Origin of the sequence: Mesobacillus harenae, from assembly GCF_013343715.1 — a bacterium.
GTDB classification, from domain to species: Bacteria; Bacillota; Bacilli; order Bacillales; family Cytobacillaceae; genus Mesobacillus_A; species Mesobacillus_A harenae.
In genome coordinates this window covers 68,131-92,928 of sequence record NZ_JABUNR010000012.1, presented here as the reverse complement: position 1 = coordinate 92,928, position 24,798 = coordinate 68,131, and the positions used below count along the sequence as shown (strand labels likewise).

At 39.8% G+C, this 24,798-nt stretch carries 29 protein-coding genes; 9 read left to right on the top strand and 20 right to left on the bottom strand.

Going from position 1 to position 24,798, the window contains the following annotated elements:
* Positions 1 to 106 precede the first annotated feature (106 nt).
* On the top strand, positions 107 to 709 hold the full coding sequence (locus HRJ06_RS15135) for a YhcN/YlaJ family sporulation lipoprotein (RefSeq protein WP_338421110.1): 603 nt from the start codon (positions 107 to 109) through the stop codon (positions 707 to 709).
* A 45-nt stretch (positions 710 to 754) separates the two neighbouring features.
* Here the strand turns inward: HRJ06_RS15135 and HRJ06_RS15130 are convergent, their stop codons facing one another.
* Positions 755 to 1,210 (bottom strand): pyridoxamine 5'-phosphate oxidase family protein, encoded by a 456-nt coding sequence (locus HRJ06_RS15130; protein WP_174733787.1) that lies wholly within the window; start codon positions 1,208 to 1,210, stop codon positions 755 to 757.
* A 202-nt stretch (positions 1,211 to 1,412) separates the two neighbouring features.
* Here HRJ06_RS15130 and HRJ06_RS15125 point away from each other — a divergent pair, with 202 nt between their 5' ends.
* Both HRJ06_RS15125 and HRJ06_RS15120 read left to right on the top strand, forming a co-directional pair.
* Positions 1,413 to 1,613 carry a YlaI family protein gene (locus HRJ06_RS15125; protein ID WP_174733786.1) on the top strand — a complete coding sequence of 67 codons (201 nt, stop codon included), beginning with the start codon at positions 1,413 to 1,415 and terminating at the stop codon, positions 1,611 to 1,613.
* A 65-nt stretch (positions 1,614 to 1,678) separates the two neighbouring features.
* Positions 1,679 to 1,849, top strand: a complete 171-nt coding sequence (locus HRJ06_RS15120) for a hypothetical protein (protein ID WP_174733785.1) — start codon at positions 1,679 to 1,681, stop codon at positions 1,847 to 1,849.
* Between the two features lie 835 nt (positions 1,850 to 2,684).
* Here the strand turns inward: HRJ06_RS15120 and HRJ06_RS15115 are convergent.
* The 3 genes from HRJ06_RS15115 to typA are packed head-to-tail and all read right to left on the bottom strand — an operon-like array spanning position 2,685 to position 5,159.
* Complete coding sequence (locus HRJ06_RS15115) at positions 2,685 to 2,975, bottom strand: hypothetical protein (protein WP_174733784.1); 291 nt, start codon at positions 2,973 to 2,975, stop codon at positions 2,685 to 2,687.
* Positions 2,976 to 2,986: 11 nt separating this feature from the next.
* Positions 2,987 to 3,304: a YlaH-like family protein gene (locus tag HRJ06_RS15110; RefSeq protein ID WP_174733783.1), complete on the bottom strand. Its 318-nt coding sequence runs from the start codon at positions 3,302 to 3,304 to the stop codon at positions 2,987 to 2,989.
* 19 nt (positions 3,305 to 3,323) lie between these two features.
* Entirely contained in the window at positions 3,324 to 5,159 is a 1,836-nt protein-coding gene (typA, locus tag HRJ06_RS15105; protein ID WP_174733782.1) for a translational GTPase TypA, read from the bottom strand.
* Between the two features lie 200 nt (positions 5,160 to 5,359).
* On the opposite strand from typA, the gene HRJ06_RS15100 reads away from it, so the two are divergent.
* Positions 5,360 to 5,545, top strand: coding sequence for a YlaF family protein (locus HRJ06_RS15100; protein WP_174733781.1), 186 nt, complete (start codon positions 5,360 to 5,362; stop codon positions 5,543 to 5,545).
* Between the two features lie 58 nt (positions 5,546 to 5,603).
* Here HRJ06_RS15100 and HRJ06_RS15095 read toward each other — a convergent pair whose 3' ends face one another.
* From HRJ06_RS15095 to HRJ06_RS15085, 3 genes are all read right to left on the bottom strand, one after another.
* Complete coding sequence (locus HRJ06_RS15095) at positions 5,604 to 6,065, bottom strand: GNAT family N-acetyltransferase (protein WP_174733780.1); 462 nt, start codon at positions 6,063 to 6,065, stop codon at positions 5,604 to 5,606.
* On the bottom strand, positions 6,059 to 6,862 hold the full coding sequence (locus HRJ06_RS15090; RefSeq protein ID WP_174733779.1) for an inositol monophosphatase family protein: 804 nt from the start codon (positions 6,860 to 6,862) through the stop codon (positions 6,059 to 6,061). The genes HRJ06_RS15095 and HRJ06_RS15090 overlap by 7 nt, the downstream gene beginning before the upstream one ends.
* Before the next feature lie 313 nt (positions 6,863 to 7,175).
* Positions 7,176 to 7,370 (bottom strand): hypothetical protein, encoded by a 195-nt coding sequence (locus HRJ06_RS15085; RefSeq protein ID WP_174733778.1) that lies wholly within the window; start codon positions 7,368 to 7,370, stop codon positions 7,176 to 7,178.
* 431 nt (positions 7,371 to 7,801) lie between these two features.
* Here HRJ06_RS15085 and HRJ06_RS15080 point away from each other — a divergent pair, with 431 nt between their 5' ends.
* Positions 7,802 to 8,428 (top strand): YktB family protein, encoded by a 627-nt coding sequence (locus tag HRJ06_RS15080; RefSeq protein WP_174733777.1) that lies wholly within the window; start codon positions 7,802 to 7,804, stop codon positions 8,426 to 8,428.
* Positions 8,429 to 8,483: 55 nt separating this feature from the next.
* Here the strand turns inward: HRJ06_RS15080 and HRJ06_RS15075 are convergent, their stop codons facing one another.
* Both HRJ06_RS15075 and HRJ06_RS15070 read right to left on the bottom strand, forming a co-directional pair.
* The gene (locus tag HRJ06_RS15075; protein ID WP_174733776.1) at positions 8,484 to 8,759 is read right to left on the bottom strand and encodes a UPF0223 family protein; all 276 of its coding nucleotides are present in this window, start codon (positions 8,757 to 8,759) and stop codon (positions 8,484 to 8,486) included.
* A 76-nt stretch (positions 8,760 to 8,835) separates the two neighbouring features.
* Complete coding sequence (locus HRJ06_RS15070) at positions 8,836 to 9,798, bottom strand: NAD(P)H-dependent flavin oxidoreductase (RefSeq protein ID WP_174733775.1); 963 nt, start codon at positions 9,796 to 9,798, stop codon at positions 8,836 to 8,838.
* Between the two features lie 248 nt (positions 9,799 to 10,046).
* On the opposite strand from HRJ06_RS15070, the gene HRJ06_RS15065 reads away from it, so the two are divergent.
* Entirely contained in the window at positions 10,047 to 11,516 is a 1,470-nt protein-coding gene (locus HRJ06_RS15065; protein WP_174733774.1) for an aminotransferase class I/II-fold pyridoxal phosphate-dependent enzyme, read from the top strand.
* 240 nt (positions 11,517 to 11,756) lie between these two features.
* Here HRJ06_RS15065 and HRJ06_RS15060 read toward each other — a convergent pair whose 3' ends face one another.
* Positions 11,757 to 11,870 carry a GapA-binding peptide SR1P gene (locus HRJ06_RS15060; protein WP_174733773.1) on the bottom strand — a complete coding sequence of 38 codons (114 nt, stop codon included), beginning with the start codon at positions 11,868 to 11,870 and terminating at the stop codon, positions 11,757 to 11,759.
* Positions 11,871 to 12,491: 621 nt separating this feature from the next.
* Positions 12,492 to 12,791 (bottom strand): DUF3055 domain-containing protein, encoded by a 300-nt coding sequence (locus HRJ06_RS15055; protein ID WP_174733772.1) that lies wholly within the window; start codon positions 12,789 to 12,791, stop codon positions 12,492 to 12,494.
* A gap of 159 nt (positions 12,792 to 12,950) precedes the next feature.
* On the opposite strand from HRJ06_RS15055, the gene HRJ06_RS15050 reads away from it, so the two are divergent.
* A complete protein-coding gene (locus tag HRJ06_RS15050; RefSeq protein ID WP_174733771.1) occupies positions 12,951 to 13,385 on the top strand; it encodes a DUF1885 family protein in 435 nt (144 codons plus the stop codon).
* 58 nt (positions 13,386 to 13,443) lie between these two features.
* Here HRJ06_RS15050 and HRJ06_RS15045 read toward each other — a convergent pair whose 3' ends face one another.
* Together HRJ06_RS15045 and HRJ06_RS15040 are read right to left on the bottom strand one after the other, a co-directional pair.
* Complete coding sequence (locus HRJ06_RS15045) at positions 13,444 to 14,304, bottom strand: polysaccharide deacetylase family protein (RefSeq protein WP_174733770.1); 861 nt, start codon at positions 14,302 to 14,304, stop codon at positions 13,444 to 13,446.
* Between the two features lie 103 nt (positions 14,305 to 14,407).
* Complete coding sequence (locus tag HRJ06_RS15040; RefSeq protein ID WP_174733769.1) at positions 14,408 to 14,650, bottom strand: hypothetical protein; 243 nt, start codon at positions 14,648 to 14,650, stop codon at positions 14,408 to 14,410.
* A 210-nt stretch (positions 14,651 to 14,860) separates the two neighbouring features.
* Between HRJ06_RS15040 and HRJ06_RS15035 the strand changes: the two genes are divergently transcribed.
* The gene (locus HRJ06_RS15035) at positions 14,861 to 15,250 is read left to right on the top strand and encodes a ribonuclease H family protein (RefSeq protein ID WP_242035265.1); all 390 of its coding nucleotides are present in this window, start codon (positions 14,861 to 14,863) and stop codon (positions 15,248 to 15,250) included.
* Positions 15,251 to 15,364: 114 nt separating this feature from the next.
* Here the strand turns inward: HRJ06_RS15035 and lpdA are convergent, their stop codons facing one another.
* The 5 genes from lpdA to HRJ06_RS15010 form a co-directional block, all read right to left on the bottom strand.
* On the bottom strand, positions 15,365 to 16,774 hold the full coding sequence (gene lpdA, locus HRJ06_RS15030) for a dihydrolipoyl dehydrogenase (RefSeq protein ID WP_174733768.1): 1,410 nt from the start codon (positions 16,772 to 16,774) through the stop codon (positions 15,365 to 15,367).
* A gap of 3 nt (positions 16,775 to 16,777) precedes the next feature.
* Positions 16,778 to 18,142, bottom strand: a complete 1,365-nt coding sequence (locus HRJ06_RS15025) for a dihydrolipoamide acetyltransferase family protein (RefSeq protein ID WP_174733767.1) — start codon at positions 18,140 to 18,142, stop codon at positions 16,778 to 16,780.
* A gap of 65 nt (positions 18,143 to 18,207) precedes the next feature.
* Positions 18,208 to 19,185 carry an alpha-ketoacid dehydrogenase subunit beta gene (locus HRJ06_RS15020; RefSeq protein WP_174733766.1) on the bottom strand — a complete coding sequence of 326 codons (978 nt, stop codon included), beginning with the start codon at positions 19,183 to 19,185 and terminating at the stop codon, positions 18,208 to 18,210.
* Positions 19,186 to 19,188: 3 nt separating this feature from the next.
* Positions 19,189 to 20,307 carry a pyruvate dehydrogenase (acetyl-transferring) E1 component subunit alpha gene (pdhA, locus tag HRJ06_RS15015; protein WP_174733765.1) on the bottom strand — a complete coding sequence of 373 codons (1,119 nt, stop codon included), beginning with the start codon at positions 20,305 to 20,307 and terminating at the stop codon, positions 19,189 to 19,191.
* 711 nt (positions 20,308 to 21,018) lie between these two features.
* The gene (locus HRJ06_RS15010) at positions 21,019 to 21,690 is read right to left on the bottom strand and encodes a YkyA family protein (protein WP_174733764.1); all 672 of its coding nucleotides are present in this window, start codon (positions 21,688 to 21,690) and stop codon (positions 21,019 to 21,021) included.
* Between the two features lie 421 nt (positions 21,691 to 22,111).
* Between HRJ06_RS15010 and def the strand changes: the two genes are divergently transcribed.
* Positions 22,112 to 22,666, top strand: coding sequence for a peptide deformylase (gene def / locus HRJ06_RS15005; RefSeq protein WP_174733763.1), 555 nt, complete (start codon positions 22,112 to 22,114; stop codon positions 22,664 to 22,666).
* A gap of 276 nt (positions 22,667 to 22,942) precedes the next feature.
* Here the strand turns inward: def and HRJ06_RS15000 are convergent, their stop codons facing one another.
* Together HRJ06_RS15000 and HRJ06_RS14995 are read right to left on the bottom strand one after the other, a co-directional pair.
* Positions 22,943 to 23,713, bottom strand: coding sequence for a Cof-type HAD-IIB family hydrolase (locus tag HRJ06_RS15000; protein WP_174733926.1), 771 nt, complete (start codon positions 23,711 to 23,713; stop codon positions 22,943 to 22,945).
* Positions 23,713 to 24,624 (bottom strand): DMT family transporter, encoded by a 912-nt coding sequence (locus tag HRJ06_RS14995; protein ID WP_174733762.1) that lies wholly within the window; start codon positions 24,622 to 24,624, stop codon positions 23,713 to 23,715. The genes HRJ06_RS15000 and HRJ06_RS14995 overlap by 1 nt, the downstream gene beginning before the upstream one ends.
* Between the last annotated feature and the right edge of the window lie 174 nt (positions 24,625 to 24,798).

Below are 24,798 nucleotides of genomic sequence, written 5' to 3'. Positions count from 1 at the left end.
GCACAATAATCAATAGGCATTTCTTTCTTTATATAAGACCTAACTGAATCTCACGTGGACTTGCTCCCCATATCACGGCTTAATGCTCAATAATATTCTCCTGGAGGTGCTAATATTGGAAAAAATCATTATCATTTTGTTCCTGCTTCTTGTTTCAGGCTGTGGCGCTCAAGACAATACAACTGAACAACAGGGAAACGGAAACCAAAGATCACTTAATGTCGAAAACAGTACGATCAAAGATGTAGACAGACAGACTGGACAAGAAGTATCGGAGCACTTAGTTGAATTGGCCACGAGGGTTCCTAATGTTGAAGGAGCAACTGCTGTTGTATTGGGAAGGTATGCTGTTGTAGGGATTGACGTTAACGGGCAAATGGAGCGGTCGGATGTGGACTCAGTCAAATATGCAGTCGCAGAAGGTATGAAGGATGATCCTCACGGTGCCCGGGCAACTGTTATTGCTGACCCTGACGTAACAGCAAGGTTAAGGGAAATCGGCCAGGATATACAAGCAGGGAAACCTGTTCAGGGCATTATGAATGAACTCTCAGATATTGTTGGGCGGCTAATGCCAGAGGTGCCTGCAGATTTAGTTGACCCTGTACCTGAAAATGCGCCCGAGGAGCCCAAGAGTAAAATGGATCAGCAAGATCAGCAAAAACTCGATAATCGTCAGCAGGAGCAGTCTAAACACCACATGGATTAATTTAAACAAACGATGATAAAACGAAAAAAAAGCTTAGTTTCATGACTAAGCTTTTTTCATTGCATCCATTACCTGCCTGTCCAAACGAGCAGCGGCATCTTTATCATAAGTTTTATCATACTGTGGTTCTGCTACAATTTTTGATCCATAGAACATTACGTCCCTGACTTCCTGAATCTTAATTTCGATGAGCCCAAGCTTTAACGGTACACCTTCAAGTTTTTCCGCCTTCAAAGCAGCTTCTCCACTAATCGAATATGTAGATTCATTAGCTATCAAATTAATGACTGCCTTATTATTCGCCTTAATATTTTCTACAATTCTTGAACGGTTATCTACCGCAAAATAAATGGTTTCTTCATCCTTTGCCAAAACCCATGAAATTGCACTTACATTTGGGCCAGCAGTTTCAAAGTCCACTGTTGCCAGTGTTACAAACCTTTCTGTTTGCAGTTCATTAAACAAAGGCTTAATCAATTTAGGTTCTACTTGGTTTGCCAAAGCCTATCCCTCCTTAAAAAGCTACCATTATATTACTACTATCCCTATTCCTGAGCAAATTAAACGATTTTATTGCCCTCGCCATGATATATGAAAAAATGATATACTATACTATAATTCATCTGAGAAAAGTATAAAAGGTAATAGGTAAAACCTTATTCCATCCACTTGATGTATTTTTAATTACCAGAGGTGCAAAATAATGAGAGTTAAATGTGTAATATGTGATAAAATCGAATCCATTGAAGACCATTCGGTGTTGGCAAAAAAACTTAGAAACCGGCCTATCCATACCTATATGTGCCAGCCATGCGGAGAAAGAATTGCGGTAAACACAAAAAAAAGAACCGATACTGGAAACTTTCGTTTTTACCGTTCAGTAGCAGAAGACGACGAATGGTAAAAACAAAAGCGGAGCCGACTGCCAGCATCGACCAGCGCTGGAGGGCCTGAAGAGGAAGTCGCTCTTTGACTTCATCATCAGGACCGAAGCGACTCGAGATGCTAGGAGGCGCAGCTAGACAAGAAAAGCGGAGCCGACTGCCCAGAAACGAGCAAACTGGAGGCTCCGACCAAGAAGCGTTCTTTGCTTCTGCCGGAGGAGCTGAAGTTTGCCGAGTTTCTAGGAGGCGCAGCTAGACAAGAAAGCGGATTCTGTTTTGAAGTTAGGAATTCTAAAAGTAATCCGCACTACTGCTTGGAGCATATCCAAGCATTTTTTTTACCAATCTTATGGAAGATAAAGCACCCAGTAGTCCATTAGCGATTCCTGATTCTTCAAAAATAGCTACTCGTTAGTGGAGTAAGCTAATATTGTAACTAATTTACAAAGCAGGATAATGATAACATCATTCATGTAAACAACTCCTGCACTATACCACCTAATTCTTTACCATAAAAAATTTTCAACTAATTTTTTCCTTGGTTATTAGGGATGCACCCTCTTTTTCAATATTCTGCTCAACCCAAACCATAAAAGAGCGGATTTGCACAGGCCCGAGGGGGGGAATCTGCATGGTTGATAAATAAGCTGAGAAATTCCTCTTATTTTAGAAAAAGCACAAAAATATAGCTAAATAGAGGGAGAGATTACGCCTATTTACTCCAAAAACATGAAAGTCGATCGTTTTGCCCTACTTAACGGGAAAATTTCCGCTTATAAATCCAGAACCAAGCTCTATTCTGCAGTATAACGGGAAAATCTCCGCTTATTTTACTGGTTAATGAATTAAGGATAGAAAGAATGTTTTTATTTATCCGCCACCCTGTAAACCATTAACAACATCGCCAACTCTTCCATAACTAAAACCCCTAATAGTATGAATATCATTTTTCAGGACACAATTTTCACCGTTCATTTTATGAAAGAACCAATAAATATCAACAAAAATAAGCAGTCTAATTCAGTTACGAATAGACTGCTTATTGGTGTGCTAATTTAGCTATTTGAAAACTGAACCCAATAAGACGTTTTTTAGTTCTCAGGATAGTTGCTGAATTTTTCTGGTTCTTCGTTTATTTGATTGAGCATGATATCGATCAATTCACGAGGAAAGCGCTGCTTCTTCTGTTCGCCGTCTTTTACGAAAGAAACATAGTACATTTCATCCTCAATCGTGATTACGATGTCGCTAAGTCCATGGTCATCCTTTAACATGCCCTCAAAAAGCTCCATAGTATCCCTGGCGGCCGTATCTTCTGGTCTTGCATCGCAAACTACCTTAATTGTTAACCAGTTGTATATGACATCCTGTAAAGATTTCACAATGACCCCCGCTATTCGAGATTAGCTGCGTCCTGTTTTTTTTGCTGATGCAGCCGAATTTTGTAGATGATCAAAATTAGTGCCGCTACGATAAGACCTTCCGCAACTGGGAGAAAGACTCCCAGGAAAGTCAGGACTGTACAGCCCAGAATCAAAAAGATATAAATGAGAATGGTTTGGAAAAGTGGAAGCTTCTTTGCAAAGCCAAGCTTATATACTACGATACTTAACAATATAATCGTGATATACAGAAGCCACATCCCCATAGCGGGGTTTTCGTCCACTCTAAAGAGCGCTGCAAAAAATGATAATCTTTCACTTACATCCATACTCATAATCCCCTCTTAATTAATTTTCTGCAATTTTCTTTTTCTTCGTAACTCTTTCACGTTCATTTTTTTCAAGGATTTTTTTACGTAAACGAATTGATTCAGGTGTTACTTCACAATATTCGTCTTCGTTCAAGTACTCAAGTGCTTCCTCAAGAGACATGATCCTCGGCTTTTTAATTGTAGATGTTTGATCTTTGTTAGCTGAACGGATATTTGTTGCTTGCTTGACTTTAGTGATATTAACCGTAATGTCATTTTCACGTGTATGCTCACCAACAATCATTCCCTCGTAAATCTCTGTTCCTGGCTCGAGGAAGATTGTACCACGGTCTTCAACCTGCATAATTCCGTATGTTGAAGTTTTACCTGACTCCATTGAAACAAGAACACCTTGGCGTCTGCCTCCAACTTGTCCAGGCTGCATTGGCTGGTAGCTGTCGAACGTGTGATTGATAATGCCATATCCCCGTGTAAGTGTTAAAAATTCTGTTGTGTAACCAATTAACCCACGTGCTGGGACATTAAAGATTAACCGAACTTGTCCACTTCCATTATTGATCATATCGAGCATTTCACCTTTACGCGCCCCAATTGACTCCATAACAGATCCCGTATGTTCTTCTGGAACATCAATTTGAACTCGCTCTACCGGTTCACATTTTACTCCATCAATAACCCTAACAATAACTTCTGGTTTTGATACTTGTAATTCATATCCTTCACGGCGCATATTCTCAATTAAAATGGAAAGATGCAGTTCTCCACGACCTGATACAATCCAAGCATCGGGAGAGTCAGTATTTTCAACTCGCAAGCTCACATCTGTCTCAAGCTGTGCTCTAAGTCTTTCTTCTACTTTCCTTGATGTTAAAAACTTCCCTTCCCTTCCAGCAAAAGGACTGTTGTTAACAAGGAACGTCATTTGCAAGGTTGGCTCATCAATTCTTAACACAGGAAGGGCATCCTGATGCTCTACTGGGCAAACAGTTTCACCGACGTTAATTGCTTCCATTCCTGAAACGGCAATTAAGTCACCAGCTACTGCTTCTTGTATTTCCAGGCGCTTTAATCCAAAGAAACCAAAAATTTTCGTTACCCTGAATTGTTTTACAGACCCGTCAAGTTTCATTAGAGCAACTTGCTGGCCAACTTTCATTGTTCCGCGGAACACACGGCCAATTCCGATTCTGCCTACATAGTCATTGTAGTCAAGTAAAGCAACCTGGAACTGAAGCGGCTCCTCACGGTTATCAACAGGCGACGGAATATGGTCAACAATAGACTCATAAAGAGACTGCATGTTTTCATCCTGCTGGGCAGGATCCAAGCTCGCTGTACCGTTAATCGCAGATGCATATACAACAGGGAATTCAAGCTGGTCTTCATTTGCACCAAGCTCGATAAATAAATCCAGGACTTCATCAATAACTTCCTCAGGACGAGCTGAATCACGGTCAATCTTATTAACAACAACAATTGGTGTTAGATTTTGTTCAAGTGCCTTCTTAAGAACAAACCTTGTTTGAGGCATACAGCCTTCGTAAGCATCAACCACTAATAGAACACCATCAACCATTTTCATGATGCGTTCCACCTCACCGCCAAAGTCAGCGTGTCCAGGTGTGTCAAGTATGTTAATTCTAGTATCTTTATATTGAATAGCTGTGTTCTTAGCAAGGATCGTAATCCCGCGTTCTCTCTCGATATCGTTAGAGTCCATAGCACGTTCTTCAACATGTTCATTCATGCGGAATGTACCCGACTGCTTAAGGAGTTGATCCACCAATGTCGTTTTTCCGTGGTCAACGTGTGCAATAATAGCTATATTTCGAATATCTTCTCTTAACTTCAAAAAAGTCACTCCTGCCTTTAGTCTATCTAAAGTTTTTTTATTAGTGTTATTATACAACTAAATTATTATAACACATTTACAGTAGAAACCTAATAGCATTTTATGTACAATATAGTTATCCTGTATGTTTTTTGTTAATTTAAACGAATTTTCTTGAGGCTTCAGCCTTTTTATATCAGGATTTTGAAAGGGGGATCACCATGAAAGAAATAAAATGGGTGTTTTTATTTTTGGCAATTGCTGCAGCTGTTAGCATAATGGGAATTGGCGTTTCCATTGGTGAGAGAAGCTTTCTAGGAGCGTTGGCCAGCATTGTTGCTTTAATTGCAGTGATGGGCTATGGTTTTAAAACAAAAAAGAAAATGCGAGAAGCGGGCCGTTTATAAAAGAATATAGTCGATAAACATAAAACAAGTCTGCCGGATTTCAGCAGACTTGTTTTATTTATTCCAATGGCCGAATCATTATTAGGTATTCTCTTCCTTCTGATGATTCAAGTTTAAATTGCTCAAATCCGCAATATGAAAGAAAATTCCGCCATGCATCTTGTTCTGCCGGGAAGCCAGTGAACAAAACCTTTTCATTCAGAAGCAATAGCTCTGTGCTTATAGCATCAATAATCCTGCGGGCAAGCCCTGTTCTTCTAGCTTCTTTGGCGACTAGGATGGTACCAAGCCATGGCTTCTGGTTTGATGGTGCGCTTTTCACATCAAAGGTAATCGCAACTTGCTTACCTTCTGCTTCCCAAATTCTCCATCGGCCGGCTGGATGCTGAGTGTGACTTATATATTCTGCCAGTGTTAGGCCAGTTAACTCTAACTCTTCCCACGTCTGGCTCTCTGAAACCAGCTGCTCAAAAAACGGGAGATCTTCAGTAATCATTGCTCTGCTTGTAAGGGTCACCATTTTCCATCTTTTAGATAATTTCGCATGATTTCCTGATGCAGGCCTGGCTTTGAGACAAACACTGAACTGCCATTTATTATATCTAGCTTATCTCCTCTTAGCGTGGTCGCCTGACCGCCAAGCTCTTCGACCATTAGGATTCCGGCCGCATAATCCCACGGTGCAAGACGAAGGCTGATATAGGCATCAATTCTTCCAGTAGCGACATAAACCATCTCCAAGGCCGCAGATCCATACGAACGTGTACCACGGACTTTCTGAACCAATGGGATAAGAAGTTCATGATTAATTCGTTTATTTTCAACAACCCAAGTTGCATTAAGTGCCAAAATGGCTTCAGGTACGGCCGCTTTATTGAGGGCCGGAAGCTTTCTATCGTTTAAATAAACGCCATTCCCTGTTCTCACATGGTAAAGTTCATCATGAACCACATCATAGATGAGGCCAATCTTCCCTTTGCCGTTTTCGTATATTCCGATAGAAATAGCGAAGTTTCTCTGCTGATGCACAAAATTCATTGTTCCATCAATTGGGTCTATAATCCAAATGACTCCTGAATCTTGATCAATGTTGTCACCAAATCCTTCTTCACCAAGAATTCGGTGATCAGGGTAATTTCCTCTTATCTTTTCTATAAAAAATTGTTCAGTTTGCTGGTCAATTTCTGTCACTAAATCATTGGGATTTGACTTCGCGTGAACATTTAGAGTTTTCGGAAAAGAAGCCCTTATTCTCTCACCAGCCTCCTTTATCCAAACTTTTGCATATGTATCAATTTCTTCCCAATTATTAGCCATTTCTTATCCTCCAATCGGAAAAAGTCTTACAATCTAAACCAGTATTAGCCAAATTTAAGTATTAAAACAAGAGTATAGGATTTGTCCTCTTGCTTCAAGTAATATCCTTCCCCGCTTTGTTTTAATTTCATTCTGAACCATATAAATTGATTCTAGTTGCTAATATGTAAGATGGGTGTAACCTGGCCTCAAAGCTAAAATACCAGATAAAATAAACGAACTCCCTGCAGCAGTCAGGAGTTCGTTCTACGTGTCATTCAACTGGTGTTTTTTCATTTTTATTATAATCCTTTATCTATTGCTTATTTCAGATCTACAGAGCTTTTAACCTTAACAGCTCCTGTCTAATTCTCTCAAGCTTTTGCTTACATTCCTTCTGTTTGTTTTTATCAGATTGATTCATCGCTTCAAAAAGGGTAGCTAGTTCATAATCCATTTCCAGCCGTAATACCGCTGTCCTTTGTTTTTCCCCAGCCCTTTTGCGAGTAGAATTAATTAGTTGTTTCACGGACAATACACCCCTTCCTTAGAATTTTCAGATAATTTTATTATCATAGTATGAGCCGAAAGTCGTTCGTGCAACAAATTTGTGTGTTAACCCATGTTTTTTATCGTCCGATTCTTCATGTTTCATTAATTACGATCAATTTGTTACAATATTCGTCATAGGAATATTAATCCGTGATTGATCATCGTGATTTAAGCTGGGCTGAAAATTCTTATAGGTGGGGTTCTCCATCCTCATACAATTTCGGCTCAACGGTCGAGAATTTCGAACTGGAGAGTTACCGTCGGTCAACGGCAGTTGGACCATTACACCTAGCTTATAATCGGCAATAAGACATGGGAGGTAGAAAGCACCTGATATTTATTTATTCTGTTGCTTAATTTATACCCCCTCTCTAAACATATAAAACGCATTAGAAAGGAAATGGGCACATGCAATTTAATGGTTTTACTCAAAATGATTTCGATACGTTTAAAATTGATGGTCTAGATGAAAGAATGGAAGCCATCAGAACAAGGATTAGGCCTAAGTTCGAGCAGATTGGACAATCGATAACACAGGAAATGGAAATCTTAACAGGTAACGAAATGAACCTCCACATTGCGAAGCATGCCAGACGTACAGTTAACCCTCCTAAAGATACTTGGATGGCCATATGCCATGACAAACGCGGTTATAAAAAACACCCGCACTTTCAGGTCGGATTGTTTGATGATCATCTTTTTATCTGGCTTGCTTTTATCTACGAACTGCCTAACAAATCTGAAATAGCTTCCAAATTTTTAAACCATTTTGATGAGGTAAATCACACAATTCAACCAGATTATGTTATATCACAGGATCACATGAAAAAAGATGCCCAGCCAATGGACTCTCTTGGTGAAAAAGGTTTAAAAGAGACGCTAAAACGGTTTGAATCGGTTAAAAAAGCTGAATTTCTTGTTGGGCAGCATATTGCTGCCTTCGATCCGCTTTTAAACGATGGAGAGGCGTTGATGAAGGTTATACAGAGTACATTTAAGACCTTGCTTCCCCTCTATAAACTTAGCTTAAAGTAATTGTTTAAATATAGAACAAAAGCGCCTGGGTCCCTGCTGGACCCAGGCGCTTTTGTTAACGCCGAACTTTTATTTTTTTACCTGCCTCAGCTTCCTTAGCTGCTTTGACAGTTCGATAGCTGGAGTACCCGCTAATATCTTCAAATTCCCCACAAATATTCTTCTCATCCGCTTTACCAGGAATAATCTCTTTAAACCTGCGGTACACTGCTAGAAATTCATCGCGGTCTACACCCTTTTCATATGCCTTTTCAACATATTCAAAAAATTTTATCACATCGACTACTTCATCTGTAGACCACGAATAGTCAATTGGGTATTGATATTCCATTCTAATTCACCTGCTTTTATCATAGATACTGGTTTGTATTTTACCTATTGCTGCAAATGAATGCAATGTTCTGATTCTAATCCATTCCCCAATTTTCCCTGATTTTTTCTGCATCCTCAATAATACGGCTGATTAATTCTTCAACTGTAGGCACGTCTTCTATCAGCCCAACCACTTGACCAGCCCATGCAAAGCCCTCTTCTTCATCTCCATCATAAATAAAGCGTTTATTTGCAGATCCGCTGATTAGTGTTTTTAAAGCTTCATAGCCTGGGTTAGACTTTTCTAGTTCAAGAATTTTATCAGTCCATGCATTTGACAAGGCCCTCGCCGGTGCTCCTAAGGTTCTTTTAATAACGACCGTATCCGATTCCGTAGCTGAAAGAATTTTTTCCTTGTAGATTTTGCTCGCATGAATGCACTCTTCTGTCGCAATGAACCGAGTACCCATTTCAATTCCCTCAGCACCTAAGGCAAGCGCTGCCATCAAGCCTCGCCCATCACCTATCCCGCCTGATGCAATTACTGGGATGTTTACTGAATCGACTACTCCAGGAATCAATACCATCGTTCCTGTATCGTTTCTCCCTAAATGTCCTCCCCCCTCCTGTCCGACGACCATAACAGCGTCAGCACCAAGCTGCTCAGCTTTTTGGGCTTGACGTTTTGCGGCCACTAGAACTAGCTTTTTTATGTTAGTATCTTTTAACCTTTCAAAAATCGCAGCCGGATTACCTCCCGTCATTGAAATTACAGGTACATTTTCTTCTATTGCAATATCAAGATGCTCATCATATGGCCTTCCCTGCTGTCCAACTGCAAAATTGACTCCAAACGGTTTATCAGTCAAAGTCCTGACTCTTCTGATTTCATTTCTAAGATCTTCTGGATCCGCCAGCGACATTGCAGTAATTTGGCCGAGGCCCCCTGCATTTGAGACTGCTGCTGCAAGGTCAGAATATGCTAGGTAGGCTAGGCCTCCCTGAATGATTGGGTATTTTATATCTAAAGCCTCGGTTACTCTTGTCTTCCATTTCATGCTTCGTTTACCCCCTTCTTACTCTTACTAGAACTATTTCTACTTTTTTGTTTATTTTCCTGTTAAATCCGTAAACTAATGATTGGTCCGCCTAAAAGGGTGGATATAGACTAATTCATTAGAATGCACTAATTTCTTTGCAAAGGTTTTGAATAATGCTATAATGCAACTTGTTTTAGAATGTTCATTGACTAATTTTTAGCTTAGAACTATTACTTCTTATCTTCTAACAAAGGTGTGATTCGCAGTTGTCTCAATATGAAACACCACTATTCAGCGGACTAGTTAAGCACGCAAAAAAAAATCCCGTCCAGTTTCACATTCCAGGCCACAAAAAAGGCACAGGAATTGATCCTGAATTCAAAGAATTTATTGGTGAAAATGCGCTATCGATTGATTTGATTAACATTGGACCACTCGATGATCTTCATCAGCCAAAGAGTATGATAAAAGAAGCACAAGATTTAGCAGCAGAGGCATTTGGTGCTGATCATACATTTTTTTCCGTACAAGGCACTAGCGGCGCAATCATGACAATGATCATGGCAGTTTGTGGGCCCGGAGATAAAATAATCGTTCCCAGAAACGTTCATAAATCAGTTATGTCGGCAGTAGTGTTTTCTGGGGCCATTCCCATCTTTATACACCCTGAAATTGACGAAGATTTAGGAATTTCACATGGGATCACGACAGAATCAGTTGCAAGAGCTTTAGAGCAGCACCCGGATGCTAAGGGAGTATTTGTTATTAATCCAACTTATTTTGGGGTTGCAGCAGATTTGAAAAAGATCGTAGAAATTGCCCATTCTTATGAGGTTCCAGTTCTTGTCGATGAGGCACACGGTGTGCATATTCATTTCCATGAAGACCTTCCACTATCCGCTATGCAAGCTGGAGCCGATATGGCTGCAACCAGTGTACATAAACTTGGCGGCTCTATGACACAGAGTTCCATTCTAAATGTAAGAGAGGGCCTTGTGTCTGCAAAAAGGGTACAATCTATCCTTAGCATGCTGACTACAACATCCACTTCCTATCTTCTTTTAGCATCACTTGATGTTGCCAGAAGAAGGCTTGTCACTGAAGGTAGAGAGCTAATAGGAAAAACGATAGCTCTTGCCCAGCGCATGCGCTCTGAAATCAATGATATTGAAAATCTCTATTGTGTAGGAGAGGAAATTCTTGAAACTAAAGCAGCAGTTGGATATGACCCAACGAAGCTTATTGTTTCGGTGAAAGAGTTAGGCATAACTGGTTATGATGTTGAGAACTGGCTTCGTGAAAAATACAATATTGAAGTTGAACTCTCAGATTTGTATAACATTTTATGTATAATTACACCTGGGGATACTGATACAGAGGCTGATATACTGATTAGCGCCCTAAAAGAGCTTTCAGCCGAGCATCATAGTGACGTCGAAAGGGTCCATATACAAGTAATGCTGCCGGATATCCCTCTGCTGGCACTCACGCCGCGTGACGCCTTTTACTCAGAAACTGAAATTGTACCAATTGATGAATCTGAAGGCAGAATTATTGCAGAGTTTGTTATGGTCTATCCCCCGGGAATCCCAATTTTCATCCCTGGAGAAATTATAACTAAAGATAACCTTTTATATATTGAAAAGAATATTGAAGTAGGGCTTCCTGTTCAAGGGCCAGAAGATGACCAGTTAAAATCACTGCGTGTCATAAAAGAACACAAAGCCATTAGGTAAAACCAAAAGCGGAAGCCGACTGTTTAGAAACGCGGAAACTGGAGACTCCGACAAAGAAGCCAACCAAAGCGGAAGCGCCATGTTCAGCCCCGAACAGCATAAGACAGGGCCTGAATGAAGGCGCTTTTTGCCTTCAGCAAGGGGACGACAAGCTGTGAAAATTCTTAGATTAGTAGGTTACAGAATTTCCAATATAAAAGAAAAGCATGCGGAGACCGCATGCTTTATTTAAGTTTGTTATTAATTTTCTTCTTCTTGGTCACAGCAGCCGCAATTAGAATACAGCGTAGTTACCTTTTCATCTTCAAAATGGTCAATTGTTGAATTGCAAGTTTGACATACGATCGTTCCCATTTTACAAACCCCTTTTCAGATTAAAATTAAACACGTTGCTGTAAGCGCTTTAATATCCTTAATTGAATAATAATATAACACATTAAATAAATCAAGTGTTATTTGTATAACATATTTCCTATTTTTATTCTATTTAAACACAATATATGATGAGGAATAAAAAAAATGAGCTTAATTAAAGTTTTTTTGCTTAAGCTCTACTAAAACTTGAAGGTTGAAGTGAGTCAACTCGCTCTTTCCCGCTGACGAACCATCAAGCAAGTCTAGCTGCACGAGAGTAATCTTTATAAGCGTTAGAGAGATAGCTTTTGAGGAGCGTGAAGCCTCTCGAGGGTGTTTTGATCCTTATAATGAAACCAAGAGGTTCACCTTTTGACTCCCCAGTGAGATCGCCTAGAATGGACTTTCTGTTTCCGTTTTTCTACCTCTCTCCCTCCTCTCCTCATAGCAGGGGGCTTGACTAGTACGTTCATCCAAGGACCATTATTAATAAGCATAATAAAAAACAGGAAATAAATGTAAGTTTAGGAGAGTCTCGCTATTTTGATCCGATCCGCAATTTCAACATTAGAAACTAAAAGTAAAAGCAGACCTAAATGGCCTGCTCTCTTTCATACAAAATTATTCATATTGTGTTCCAAAAGGGACGGCCGGAAGTGAATCCTTAAAAAATTCAATGAGGTCTTCAGCCTGTTTTACATCCGGGATACGGAATACAGTTTTGATATAGTCAATATCTTCGAGGTCTTTTGTTTCGAGGAGACTTGATCTTCCTGTTTGCATACATACGACCAACGGTTTTCCGAAAAACATATTCGTATACACAATACCAAAATCATATCGATTATGATCTGTCGTAAAACCAACAAATCGCACCCTAACGTTCTCGTGCTCATCATAGAGCTTTTGGAAAAGTTCCATGTATCTCTCCTCCTTTGTTAAAACATTTAGAATATTATTATAATTTGTTTTTTGTTAATTATCAAGGGATATTCTAAATTTTGCTTAATTAGTTGTCAGCTTATTTTATTCAGTGCTAGAATGAGAACATCATAGAGCATAGATACAGGGGGAGAGAGCATGAAAGCGAACGCTTATATTAAGTTAGTTCCTTCATCTTCAAAACAATCGATTACCACTGATGAACTAAAGGAATTGTTCCAATATTATAAGGAGATCACCGCTAAAACCGGCAATCAGGTTAGCTGGGCATATTCTGATTCTGCATTTCCGTACGAAATTAAAGAAGAAGAGGGCGGAAGAGGATCTTGGTTTTACCTTTTGGCAACCGAGGACCGTTATAACGTTATCTTACTTGGGGTTGATCAAGAAGAAGTCTTTTCTGATGGGAACACTCCAGTTCAACAAACATACATACAGGTTACACTCCCTGAAAACGCCACTCATGGTGACAAAGGAAAGGCAAATGAGTTTTGTAAATTCCTAGCAAAAAAACTGCAGGGTGAACTCCATTTATTTAACGGACGAGTCATGTACTTTTATCCAAGGAAATAATGAAAAGTCAGATTTCTACAAACAGGACTGCCGGCTGGCAGTCCTGTTTGTATTGCAGCTATTTTGGGGTTTCAATTAGTGCCGGGTCTGCAATGGTATAACTTTTAGCCTGCAGGCCCTTGACTATATCCTCAAGAGCAGCGCTTGTCCACTCACGGTCATGCATTAGCAAATTTGCTCCAGAATTAAGTAAAGGTGTATTAACCATAATATCAGCAAGTTTTTCCTTTGTTAAGTAATCTTTTTCCCAATCATATCCATATGTCCAATTCATTAAGGTCATTTTTTCTTCTTCGGCAACTTTAAAGCTGACCTCCGTGTTTTGTCCAAATGGCGCTCTAAAATATTGGGGACGTACTCCAATAATTTCCTCAACCCTGTCATTAAGAGAAATAATCTCTTCAATTTGTTTCTCTTCACTTAGTTTCGGAAGGCTTTCATGATTGTAAGTATGATTTCCAATTGGAAATCCCAGTTCATGTATTTGTTTTAATATTTCAGCCTCTTCAGGAGTATCCAGAAAATGTCCATTAACGAAAAAGATCGCTTTAACTCCTAGTTGATCCATTTTTTTTGCCATATCGAGTGAATGCTTATCAGGAGCATCATCTATTGTCAAAAGAACGGGCTTCTCTTCACCTTGTTCAATTAGTTCAATTGACCAGTTATTTTGATTGATACGGTATTTTGGAGATAAAGGCAGGCTAGCCTCTTTACTATCAGCGCTTTCTTCTTCTATCTGATCCTCTTTTTCTTTCCCGGCAGTTTCCTCGGTACGTTGGGTTTCCTCAGCCTTTACCTTCGTGCTTGCTTCAGTTTCCGACGGCTGGGCAGCGGATTCTTGTTCAGAAGTTGGATTAGAGCTGCAAGAACTGAGGAGCATAACTGCCCCTAAAAAAAGAATAAAGTTTCTACTCATAAGATGTCCTCCCCTTTTAGAACTTGTTTCTTTCTCTCAATGGTAGCATGTCCAGAGGTATGATTCCAACGTTTACCTTTGACTGGAATATCATCCTCTTTTCCTAAAATAAAAGGAGTTTCATCATCAAATGGAACGTCGTATAAATAGCCAAACTAATTAGCGTTGCCAAAAAAGTTTTCTTGGTTGACCTTACAATATAGTTTCCTATAACAACGGCCAAGTAAAAGAAGATAAAGAACATAATGACATTATAGATAGGCTGGTCGTGCTTTGATAGCCACTCTATAAGGGTGTAACCGCTCCAAACCATTAATTGCAAAATGATTACCGAATAAATTCCCACCTTGGCCACCACCATTTATAAACATAATTCCCTGTCTATCAGCTAAGAAAACATGCCTTTAAAATACTATATGAATAAAACCTCAGGATATTTTTCATTTCTGTAACATTTAAATGACAACTCCTGTTTTATTTGATTGCTGTGATAGAATATGGACAAACCTGCAGATTTGCAGGCAACTGAATCTGCAAAAAAGTGAGGCTAATTGAAATGAAAGGATTGTCTTTAATCTTTGTCGCTTCGTTCCTGTTTTTGACCGCTTCGTGTAACGACTCTGCAGGCAAGGCAGAACCTTTGATATTTGAAGATGATAACATGCAGATTGTATTCTTATCCAACGAGTCAGACAATCGCCATGAGGCCGCATATTATGATGCAATTATTGAGCTGAAAAAGGAATTCCCGGCTGAAATTAATAATATGGTGGTTTTTACAGCAGCTAACGCAAAAAAATATTACAGCACTTATGATATAGATAACAGTCCTGCTATTTTAGTGATACAACAGGATAAGGTAATGGCGAAAATAAATGGCAGTGTTCCTAAAGATCAAATTGTTGGATCTGTATCAAAAATCCTTTCATATGACTTAATTAACTAATCACTTAAAAAATAAGCTAATATGCAAAACGCAGCTGGAAAATTCCAGCTGCGTTTTTTATTAATATTCCATTATAAAAGTCCCCCTTCCTATTTGAAAGGGGGACTTTTAGCTTTACTTTACGATATGAATTGGGCTTCCAAGAGCAACCTCTGCTGCTTCCATCGTAATCTCACCAAGAGTTGGGTGAGCGTGGATAGTCATAGCAAGATCTTCTGCCGTCATTCCTGCCTCAATTGCAAGACCTAGCTCGGCAATCATATCTGATGCACTAGCTCCCGCAATTTGGGCTCCAATAACTAAACCGTCTTCTTTACGGGTTACTAATTTTACAAACCCATCTGTATTGTTTAGTGCTAAAGCACGGCCGTTAGCAGCAAATGGGAATTTCGCTGCAATCACTTCAATTCCTTCGTCTTTCGCTTGTTGCTCAGTATATCCTACTGATGCTAGTTCTGGATCTGAGAATACAACTGCCGGAATAGCTAAATAATCGATTTCTGATGGATGGCCTGCTACAGCTTCTGCAGCAATCTTCCCTTCGTAAGAAGCCTTATGGGCAAGCGGAGGTCCCTCGACAATGTCACCAATTGCATAAATATTGCTGACATTAGTCCGGCACTGCTTATCAATTTTAATAACCCCGCGGTCTGACATTTCGATCCCTACTTGATCAAGACCAAGTTCATCTGTATTTGGCTTTCTTCCTACCATAACAAAAACATAGTCTGCTTCAACCTTCTTCTCTTCGCCTTTTACCTCGTACGATACAACCACACCGTCTTCAGTTTCCTCGACACCTTTTGCCATAGCTTTAGTAATGATTGATGCACCTTTTTTCTTAAGGTTTCGGCTTACAAGGGAAGTCATCTGCTTTTCAAATCCATTTAGGATTTCGTCAGCGCCCTCAAGAATTGTTACTTCTGTTCCAAAGCTTGCATAGGCACCACCAAGCTCGGTCCCGATATATCCGCCGCCAATGACAACTATTTTCTTAGGGATCTCTTTAAGAGCAAGAGCTCCTGTCGAGTCAAGAACGCGTTTAGTGTATTTAAATGCTGGTATTTCAATTGGACGAGATCCAGTTGCGATTATTGCATTCTTAAATTTATACGTCTGAGCTGAGTTCTCATCCATCACACGTACTGTATTTGAATCAACAAAATAGGCCTCTCCAGAAATAATGTCGACTTTATTTCCTTTTAGCAGACCTTCAACACCGCCTGTCAATTTGTTAACGACGCTAGCTTTCCATTCTTGCACTTTGGAAAAATCGACTTTAACATTTTCAGCGGTAATCCCCATCGAGTCTGAATGGATTGCAGTCTCATAACGATGTCCTGCAGCAATTAGCGCTTTTGAAGGGATACAGCCTACGTTTAAACAGACGCCGCCAAGCGTTCCTTTTTCGACGATTGTAACTTTTTGTCCTAGCTGTGCAGCTCGAATAGCAGCTACATAACCGCCAGGACCTGCACCTATAACTAGAGTATCTGTTTCAATTGGGAAATCTCCTACTACCATTTATTACGCCTCCATTAACAAAAGTTCTGGATCATTCAACAAGCGTTTAATGTGATTTAATGCATTCTGCGCCGTAGCACCATCGATCATTCTGTGATCAAAGCTTAATGATAATGCTAATACAGGTGCAGCAACAATCTCCCCGTCTTTAACAACTGGTTTCTCAGCTATACGGCCAATACCAAGAATTGCAACTTCAGGATGATTGATAACTGGTGTAAACCACTGTCCGCCAGCGGATCCGATATTAGTAATTGTGCATGATGCGCCCTTCATTTCGTCAGGAGATAACTTGCCATCCCGAGCCTTACCGGCAAGTTCGTTAATCTCATCTGAAATATTAAATACAGATTTGCGGTCGGCATCTTTCACAACCGGAACTAATAGTCCTTTTTCTGTATCGGCAGCAATACCAATATTATAGTAATGCTTGTGAATGATCTCGCTAGTTGCATCATCTAAAGATGTATTTAAAGCTGGATACTCACGCAGTGCACTTGTTAATGCCTTTACCACATATGGAAGGAATGTAAGCTTAATTCCTTTAGCAGCTGCAACTTCTTTAAACTTTTTGCGGTGTGCTACAAGCTTAGTCACATCGATCTCATCCATTAATGTTACATGTGGTGCAGTGTGCTTAGAATTAACCATTGCTTTAGCGATTGCTTTACGCATACCGCTCATCTTTTCACGTGTTTCAGGGTATTGACCCTGTGGAATAGCAGCCGCTGTCTTACTATCTTCCTTCGGTGCAGCTGCTTCCTGTTGCACTGCTTCAGAAGCGGCTGGCGCTTCAGGTGCGGCTGTTCCTCCTTCAAGGAAACTATCTATGTCATCCTTTAGTACACGCCCATTTTTACCGGATCCCTGTACCTTGCTTATCGCTATACCCTTTTCACGAGCGTATTTTCGAACAGAAGGCATCGCGATAACTCGGCGGTTCGGATCAGCATCAACCGTTTCTTCTGCTTTTTCTCCGGCCCCTGTGGCACCGTCATTATTTTGCATCGGTGCTTTTTCCTTCTCAATCTCCTGACCAGACTCATTAACCGACTGAACTTGCGCTTCAGTTTTTTCTGATTTAGCAGGAGCCTCTTCTTCTTCACCTTTAAATTTTAAATTTTCATACCCAGGAGCATCGAAGGAAATTAGCACTTGTCCAACTGTTGCAACTGTTCCCTCGTCTACATGGATCTCTTCTACTGTACCTGCTACAGGTGAAGGAATTTCGACAACAGCTTTGTCATTTTGTACTTCACAAAGTACATCATCTTCCTGGATTTTGTCACCAGGCTTAACAAACCATTTAACGATTTCACCTTCGTGAATACCTTCTCCTATATCAGGCAGCTTAAATTGAAATGACAATGGAATTCACCCTCCTAAAGTTAATGCTAAGTATATGCATTGGTTAAAATGTTTCAGGTTATAACTTAGAAAGTAAGTACTTTTTTAGCTGCCTCAATGACATCTTTATAGTTTGGAAGCCATACTGATTCTGCCTGTGAGAATGCAAAAACAGTGTCAGGAGCTGTCACTCGAAGTACCGGTGCTTCAAGGCTTAATATTGCGCGCTCATTTATTTCAGCAACTATTTGGGAAGCCATGCCTGCTTGTCTCTGTGCTTCTTGAACAACAATAACCCGGCCTGTTTTTTCAACAGAAGCAATAATAGTCTCAATATCAAACGGCATAATAGTTCTTAGATCAACAACTTCAACTGAATGGCCTTCTTTTTCTAGCTCTTCTGCAGCTTTTAAAGATTCATGAACCATTGCTCCGTAAGTAATAATCGACATATCCGTACCTTCTCGCTTAACGTCCGCCTTCCCAATCGGAATCATATACTCCTCTTCAGGAACCTCCTGACGGAAAGACCGGTACAATTTCATGTGCTCTAAGAACACTACAGGATCATTGTCACGGATTGCAGAGATAAGCAGACCTTTTGCATCATACGGAGTTGAAGGGATAACTACTTTTAAGCCAGGCTGCTGAGCAACTAATCCTTCTAGGCTGTCGGCATGAAGTTCTGGTGTGTGAACGCCTCCTCCAAATGGTGAGCGAATCGTAACAGGTGAATGATAACGCCCTCCTGAGCGGTACCTCATTCGTGCCATTTGACCAGCAACAGCATCCATCACTTCATAAACAAACCCGAAAAATTGTATCTCCATAACCGGACGGAAACCCTGAAGTCCTAGTCCAATAGCGAGACCGCCAATTCCCGACTCTGCCAACGGAGTGTCAAATACTCTTTCTTCTCCAAATTCCGCCTGCAGACCTTCAGTGGCACGGAATACCCCGCCGTTCAATCCTACGTCTTCACCAAAAACCAATACATTAGGATCGTTGCGAAGTTCATTGCGCATCGCATCCGTTATAGCTTGAATCATTGTCATTTGAGCCATGGCTTACTTCGACTCCTTTTCTTTATAAATTTCATACTGTTCTTGTAGGTGAGGAGGCATCTCCTCGTACATGATCGACATTAAATCGGTGACTTTCTGTTTCGCTGTTTCATCCGCAATTTTAATTGCCTCTTTAATATCTTCTTTAGCTTTTTCGATGACTTCATTTTCTTTTTCTTCGTTCCAGAGATCTTTCTTTTCAAGGAATTTGCGGAAACGCACTAGCGGGTCCTTCTTTTCCCATTCGTTATCAAGGTCAGAACTCCGATATCTAGTTGGGTCGTCGCCAGCCATTGTATGTGGACCATAACGGTACGTTAATGTTTCAATTAAAGTTGGTCCTTCTCCATTCACTGCACGCTCACGGGCTTCACTGACAGCCGCATAAACTGCTAAAGGATCCATTCCGTCAACTTGAATTCCCGGGATACCTGCTGCAACAGCCTTCTGAGCAATTGTTTTCGCTGCTGACTGCTTTTCTACTGGTGTAGAAATGGCAAAGCGATTATTTTGGACAATGAATATAGCCGGGGCTTTATAAGCTCCTGCAAAGTTGATTCCTTCATAGAAATCACCTTGCGAGGCCCCGCCGTCACCTGTATACGTAATAGCAACTGATTTTGCTCCGCGTTTCTTCATACCTAGAGCCACGCCTGCAGCCTGAATATACTGAGCACCAATAATAATTTGAGGTGAAATCACGTTTACACCCTCCGGCATCTGGTTACCTTTAAAATGGCCACGCGAAAACAAAAAGGCTTGTGCCAATGGCAATCCGTGCCAGATTAATTGAGGAACATCACGATATCCCGGAAGAATAAAATCCTCTTTTTCTAACGCAAACTGAGAAGCCAGTTGGGACGCTTCCTGCCCTGCAGTAGGAGCATAGAAACCTAGTCTCCCTTGTCTGTTCAGAGAAATAGATCTCTGATCCAGGATTCGAGTGTATACCATGCGTGTCATTAATTCCTGCAGCTGTTCATTCGTTAAATCAGGCATTGCAGCTTCGTTAACAATTTCTCCTTCTTCATTAAGAATTTGAAGTGTTTGAAATTGATCCTCAATTTTTTCGAGCTGCTGTAAAGCATCTGCCTTAGTTGTTTTCTTCGTTTTAGATGCCACTTGAGTCACCTCTTCCTTTCTTATAAAAAACTTGTTTTTTAAAAGTAAACATACAAATCTAGATTACCCAAAAACACAGCGAAACTTGCCCTTATAGACGTTGTTTATGTGTTTCCGATGTATTTTAGCTCTTTTTTTCATGAGGCTGCCTTCCGAGAACTTACGGAACCGCTTCTTGAAGTTATTCCAGCTAACACGGGTTTACAGGAATTTGCTTCAAAACTGTCTTTATGTAGTTTTCCACAGAATCTGCTTTTAAAAACTTTAATAATTATATTAACCTGAATTTAGATTCTGTATCACTTTTTTAAATGACAGAATTAATACAACACACCCTGACGTTGTTTAGTTTACAATATCGGGAATTGTACAGTCAAATACTAAGTTTTATGTTTTTTATATTTATTACCTTCTTTATGTTATTCTCTCTAAATTATATCTGTATTATAAAAATATATATTCTGTACTATATCACTTTCATCTGTTATAGATCTGTTCAAGTTAAAAATGATTTTAACGGGTCAGGCGACAAATCTTTATTGTCCAACGTTTTGCTATGTCAAAAGCTGACAGGCTTAGGTGAACTCGTTTTTTGACATAAATGGACCGAAGCGATCTCGAGAACCTAGGCGCTGGAGCTGGATGATGATAATCAACTATATAAATCCTGATACAAAAAAAGGCCAGCACTTTACGCTGGCCTTTGGCTATTTATTCTTCCGTTGTTTGTGCGTTAAGTCCGGCTGCCTCGTAAAATTCAAGCTTTGACTGATTGTATTTATCAGTTTGCTGATTAAACCTTTCGTTAGCGTCCAATACCTTGCTATAAGCTTCATTCACTTTATTTATCTGATCTTCTAACTGCTCAAGAGTCAATTCTTCATCCTTGAACATTTCATATAAGACTTTATCATGCTCTAAGCCACTTTGGTAACTCTCATAAAGTTCATCATGAATAGCGTACCTTTCATTCATAATGTCAAACAACTCAGTTGCTTGTTCCTTAAGGTCTGCATCTTCGATATTTTGGATATGTTCGTCTACTTTTTGGAATTCAGTTTCAGAAGCCTTAAGGCTCTCCTGCTCCTTTTCCATATGTTCTTTACGTTGAGCGACTCCATCCAAAGCCTCATCTGACAACTTTGTAATTTGGTCATATTCTTTCAATCCTAGCGCCAGGATTTCCTCGTATATTTCCTGTTCTCTTTTCTCAAGTTGCACAAGTGGATCTTGCTGCTGCTCAAATTCTTCTTCCAATGCAACAACATTTTCTAATTCAGCAAATATTTTTTCTGCAGGCGTCTGTCGGTCCAAGCAGCCAGTAAGCAGAACGGACCCTGCAATAACCAATAAAAAAAGACTTAATTTTTGAAATTTAAACATGCGTGACCTCCTAATCTTTAGCCAACATTACTATATCGATAGTTTCTGCTTTTGACAATGCCTGCCAGCTTCTAGCAGTTGCCGCGCTTGGCGCTTTTATTACTAGAGTCTATTCTCGAAGCTCTTAATTATTACATTCAAGTTTAAATAACTATGTAGAGGGTTCTTTAGCAGAAGACACTGTTAGGCTTATTGTCAATAATTGAAGCGTCAAAATCAACAAATTAACCTCACAAGCCTAGCAGAAATGTATCATATGTTCTCTATTCCCTTGTTCTAGTTTAATTAACACTCCGTTCCTTAACTTTTTTAAGTTATTTTGATATTCTAAATGTACAACATAAAATGACATTGCCCCAATAAAGGAGTAACACATATAATCTATATTATACTGCATAAATTACAGGAGTGATTTGGTACGATGTTAACTATGGACGATATCATCCGCGATGGGCATCCTGCGTTGCGTAAAATAGCCGTAGATGTTCCATTGCCAGCATCAGATGAAGACAAGAATATTTTAGCAAGCATGATTGAATATGTGAAAAACAGCCAGAATCCCGAAATTGCTGAAGAATACAATCTTAGACCTGGGATAGGAATTGCAGCACCACAAATCAATGTGAGTAAGCGAATGATTGCTGTTCACCTAGAGGACGACCAGGGGAACCTATTCAGTTATGCTTTGTTTAACCCTAGAATAGTCAGCCATTCTGTTGAGAAGTCCTACCTGACAACCGGGGAAGGCTGCCTCTCTGTAGACTACTCTGTTCCTGGATATGTACCACGGTATGCAAGGATAACTGTTTCGGCAACTGATATAGTGGGCAACCCAGTAAAGCTCCGTCTGAAAGGCCTTCCCGCAATTGCATTCCAGCACGAAATTGATCATCTTAACGGTGTCATGTTCTACGACCACATAGACAAAAACGATCCTTTTAAACCGATTGAAAATGCGGTTCCAGTAGGAAGATAAATTTGTCTTTAAAGTAAGAATACTGCAAGCATGTTCAAGCGATGGTCCCAAAGAGTAAATTCATGTTGATTATGCTAGGAGGCGCAACTGACAAAGCGCTGGACTGATGTGACCTCGAGGGGCTAGTCACCAACTACTTGGAGCTTTAATTCCATATCAAACCAAAATAGGCCGAATCTATTTAGAAATCGGCCTATTTTCATGGTGGAAATTTAATTAAAGGAGACTAAAAGGACTAATCCCATAGAGAAGGTTCTTTGCTCAAATGAATTAATTTCAAATAAGTTTAACTGTTTTTAAACCGTGCCAGATTCCGTCCTCACTAACATCTTTGGTCACAACGTCCGCGACATTTTTAACTTCCGCTTCAGCATTTCCCATCGCTACGCCAGTGCCCACTGTTTTTAGCATTTCTAAATCATTAAGACCGTCTCCAAATGCATAAACATCTTTCATTTTAAAACCAAGCCGATCACTTACCAGTTTGATGCCTTCCGCCTTAGAACCTCCTGCAGGTAAAATATCGGCAGCAAAAGGATGCCACCTTATAAATTTAAAACCAGGATAGTCCGAGATGTATTCACTTTGTTCATCAGCTATACAAAATAACAGTGTTTGATAGATTTCATGGCCGATATAAAAATCCCTGTCTTCTTCCGGATGAGGGAATTTGATGCTGCCCAAGCTTTTTTCAATTCTTTCATGGTGGGATACATTAGCTTTCATCGTCTGCTCATTCATGAAAACCAAGGGATGACCGTTGGAATCTGCCTGTTTTTGAATATCGGCAAGCTTACTGGTTTTAAGCGGATTCTTGTAAATAACCTCTCCTTCAAAAACCACGTATTGCCCGTTGAAGCTCACAAAAGTGTCTATCTCTAGCTGATCCCTCAAATACTCAAACATAAAGGGAGCTCGTCCCGTTGCAATTCCAACATAAACACCATTTTTTCTAAGTTCTTCTATTCCCTTAATAGTTGATGCAGGTAAGGATTTTTCATGATCTAATAAAGTTCCATCAATGTCAAAAAAAACTATTTTACTCATCATATACTCCTCTTCATTTTAATTTCAAGCTGCGTATTTTCTTTCCCGTCTTTGCGTGAAGTGATAAAAACACCTAAAAGAATTATGATTAAGCCCAAAATCATCATTAAATTAATTTTCTCTTGCAGAAGCAAAGCTCCCCATAGGATAGCTGACACTGGAACGAGATAGGTTACAAGTGAAGCAAATTCCGGACCGCCTTCCTTGACTAGAAAGTAGTATAACAAATAGGCAACACCAGAGCCAAAGGTACCCACTCCAAGAAGCGGCAGAAAGGTCTTTGCTTCAAAAACAGACGCAACGGAGGCCGGTTCCATCCATAAAGCACCTAGGAAGCTTAGTATCGAGGAAGCAGCGAGAGTAAAAAAGGATATTTGGGAGACACTTAAACCCGTTAAATACTTTTTCGTTAAGTGAGTTCCTGTACCATAGCAAAATGCTGCAGCAGACATTAAGAAAATCCCCATTGTATTTCCTGCTATAAGCTCTCCCGGCCGTATGTCTGATAATATGAAAATTCCTATAAATCCTATTCCAATGCCTGCCCACTGATTTTTAGACAGCGTTGAGGAAAATAAGAAAAATCCGATCATCAATGTCCAGATGGGTGTGGTGGCATTAATAATAGAAGCAAGACTAGTAGAGATCTGTGTCTCGCTTAATGAAATAAATAGCCAAGGAAGCACATTGTTTAAAATTGCAACAATAATGATCTTTCCTACTAGCTTTTTTTCAGGCAGAAAGTTTTCCCTTTTTACAAGGATGACAACAGCAAGAAATAAAACACCAAATAAGCACCTTCCAAATACAACAGTTGCAGGCTCCAGTGATTCAAGCAATATTTTAATAAATAAAAAAGATGTACCCCAAATTAAACTGAGTACAACCAAAGCTCCATAAAGCTTGGCCATGTCATATCCCCCAATAAAAAAATATGGCATTTATAATTTTAGTCAGCATTTTTAAAACTTATATCTTTCACATATAATTGTCAATTTTAGTACAGTTACATAATTTCCATGTTTACCCACGGAAAATTACGATATTTTATCATATAATATAGATAAAAAGAAAGCCTTTTTTAC